Raw genomic sequence first — 2,834 nt, forward strand, 5'->3', positions numbered from 1 at the left:
ACATGTTCATCGGCCGGTTCAGGTCGATCAGCCCGAAGAGATGCCCGCGCGGCACCGACTGGATGCCGTCCTCGCCATGGGTGAAGGGCGCCTGCAGGCAGAAGAAGAAGAACATCTGCGACAAGGCCAGGGTGATCATGGCGAAATAGATGCCCTGGCGGCGGATGGCGATGGCGCCCATCACCAGCCCCAGCAGGGCGGCGCCGGCGACGCCCAGCAGGATGCCGGCCTCGGGCGACCAGCCCCAGACCTTGACCGCATGGGCGGTGAAATAGGCCGCGCCCCCGAAGAAGGTGGCATGGCCGAAGGACAGAAGGCCGGTATAGCCCAAGAGCAGGTTGAAGGCCGAGGCGAAGAGCGCGAAGGCCAGCAGCTTCATCAGGAAGATCGGGTAGAGAAACATCGGCGCCACCACGAGCCCGGCCAGCGCCAGGGCGACCAGCAGCAGCTGGGCCTGCCCGGCGCGCGGATGGGCGGCGACATGGTCGGTGGGGATGGGTCCGGATTTCGCGGCCATCTCAGGCATCCTTTCCGAAAAGGCCCGCGGGCCGCAGGATCAAGACGATCGCCATGATGACGAAGATCACGATGTTCGAGGCCTCGGGGTAGAAGACCTTGGTCAGCCCCTCGACCACGCCCAGCATGTAGCCGGTGACGATGGCGCCCAGGATCGAGCCCATGCCGCCGACCACCACCACCGCGAAGACGATGATGATCAGGTTCGAGCCCATCAGGGGCGAGACCTGGTAGACCGGCGCCGCCAGCACCCCCGCGAAACCCGCGAGGCCCGCGCCGAGCGCATAGGTCAGGGTCAGGAGCAGCGGCACATTGACGCCGAAGGCCTGAACCAGCGTGGGGTTCTCGGTCGCGGCGCGCAGGTAGGCGCCGAGCTTGGTCTTCTCGATCAAGAGCCAGACCGCGATGCAGACCGCCAGCGAGGCGATGACCACCCAGCCGCGATAGATCGGCAGGAACATGAAGCCCAGGTTCACCGCCCCGGTCAGCTGCGCGGGCGGCGCATAGGGCTTGCCCGAGGCGCCGAAGAAATAGCGGAAGGTGCCCTCGATCGCCAGGGCCAGGCCGAAGGTGAAGAGAAGCCCGTAGAGCGGGTCGAGCTTGTAGAGCCGCGACAGCATGGTCTTTTCCACCAGCGCCGCGAACAGGCCGACGAAAAGCGGCGCCAGGATCAGCGCCAGCCAGTAGTTGATGCCGCCCACGGTCAGCAGCAGCAGCGCCGCGAAGGCGCCCAGCATGTATTGCGCGCCATGGGCGAAGTTGATGACCCGCAAGAGGCCGAAGATCACCGCCAGGCCCAGCGACAGCAGCGCGTAGAACGAGCCGTTGATGAGCCCGACCAGCAATTGCCCCATCAGCGCCTGGACGGGAATGCCGAAGATCATGGTCATGTCACACCCCCAGTTCGCGATGCAGCATGTCCATCTGCTGCGGCAGCTCGGCCACGGGGAATTCCGCCGTCATCCGGCCGTGGTCCATCAGGTAGAAGCGGTCGGCGACCTTGGCGGCGAAGCGGAAGTTCTGCTCGACCAGCACCACGGTCATGCCGCGGCCCTTCAGCTTCTGCAGCACCTCGCCGATGGCCTGGATGATGACCGGGGCCAGCCCCTCGGTCGGCTCGTCCAGCAAAAGGCAGCGCGCCCCGGTGCGCAGGATGCGCGCCATGGCCAGCATCTGCTGCTCGCCGCCCGACAGCTTGGTGCCCTGGCTGTTTCGCCGCTCCTTGAGGTTCGGGAACAGCGCGTAGATCTCCTCGACCGACATGCCGCCCTCGGCGACCCGGGGCGGCAGCATCAGGTTCTCCTCGACCGAGAGGCTGGCGAAGATGCCGCGCTCCTCGGGCACGAAGCCCAGGCCCGCCCGCGCGGTCTGGTGCAGGGGCAGCGCCATCATGTCGCGCCCGGCGAATGCGATCCGGCCCGTGCGCTTGCGCAGGATGCCCATGATCGTGCGCAGCGTCGTGGTCTTGCCCATGCCGTTGCGGCCCAGGATGCAGATGGTCTCGCCCTCGGCGACCGAGAGGTTCACGCCGTGCAGGACATGGCTTTCGCCATACCAGGCCTGCAGGTTCTCGACTTGCAGCAGCGCGCTCATGCCTCGGACCCCATATAGGCGCTGCGCACGCGCGGATCGGCCGAGACGGTGGCATAGTCGCCCGCCGCGATGATCTCGCCGCGCTGCAGCACGGTGACGTGGTGGCAGATATCGGCCACGACGCTCAGGTTGTGCTCGACCATCAGCACCGCGCGCTCGGCGGCGAGGTCGCGGATGATGCCCGCGACCATGGCCACGTCCTCCTGGCCCATGCCGGCCATCGGCTCGTCCAGAAGCAGCACCTCGGGATCCAGCGCCAGCGTGGTGGCGATCTCCAGCACGCGCTTGCGGCCATAGGACAGGTCGGCGGCGCGGTGGTCGCGGTATGGCGCCAGGCCGAGCCGGTCGATCAGCGCGTCGGCGCGCGGGTTCAGCCGGTCGAGCGCCGACAGCGGCAGCCAGAACTGCGTCGAGAGCCCGTTGGGCCGCTGCAAGGCGACCTTGACGTTCTCGCGCACCGTCAGGTGCGGGAACACCGCCGAGATCTGGAAGCTGCGCACCAGCCCCATCCGCGCCACCTTGTCGGGCCGGGTATTGGTGATGTCCTGGCCCAGCAGCGTGATCGAGCCCCGCGTCGGTTGCAGGAACTTGGTCAAAAGGTTGAAGACCGTGGTCTTGCCGGCGCCATTGGGCCCGATCAGCGCATGGATGCGCGCATGCGCCACGTCCAGGTCGACATCGTTCACCGCCGTGAAACCCGCGAAATCCCGCCCAAGGCCGCGGGC

At 67.4% G+C, this 2,834-nt stretch carries 4 protein-coding genes; all 4 read right to left on the reverse strand.

The window, feature by feature from the left end; all coding sequences use genetic code 11:
- Positions 1-517: branched-chain amino acid ABC transporter permease (locus ACDP63_RS24420; RefSeq protein ID WP_409928817.1), on the reverse strand; the 517-nt coding region annotated here is incomplete at its 3' end.
- Position 518: 1 nt separating this feature from the next.
- Positions 519-1,406: a branched-chain amino acid ABC transporter permease gene (locus ACDP63_RS24425; protein ID WP_024844384.1), complete on the reverse strand. Its 888-nt coding sequence runs from the start codon at positions 1,404-1,406 to the stop codon at positions 519-521.
- A 1-nt stretch (position 1,407) separates the two neighbouring features.
- The gene (locus ACDP63_RS24430; RefSeq protein WP_024844383.1) at positions 1,408-2,109 is read right to left on the reverse strand and encodes an ABC transporter ATP-binding protein; all 702 of its coding nucleotides are present in this window, start codon (positions 2,107-2,109) and stop codon (positions 1,408-1,410) included.
- The coding region (locus ACDP63_RS24435) for an ABC transporter ATP-binding protein (RefSeq protein WP_028710614.1) at positions 2,106-2,834 on the reverse strand (729 nt) is incomplete at its 5' end. The genes ACDP63_RS24435 and ACDP63_RS24430, both read right to left, overlap by 4 nt.

Origin of the sequence: Paracoccus sp. P2, from assembly GCF_046335115.1 — a bacterium.
Taxonomy (GTDB): Bacteria; Pseudomonadota; Alphaproteobacteria; order Rhodobacterales; family Rhodobacteraceae; genus Paracoccus; species Paracoccus pantotrophus.

Excerpts from the sequence above, each read along its gene's own strand:
- ACDP63_RS24430 (WP_024844383.1), bottom strand. The coding sequence starts at position 2,109 with ATGAGCGCGCTGCTGCAAGTCGAGAACCTGCAGGCCTGGTATGGCGAA.
- ACDP63_RS24425 (WP_024844384.1), bottom strand. The coding sequence starts at position 1,406 with ATGACCATGATCTTCGGCATTCCCGTCCAGGCGCTGATGGGGCAATTG.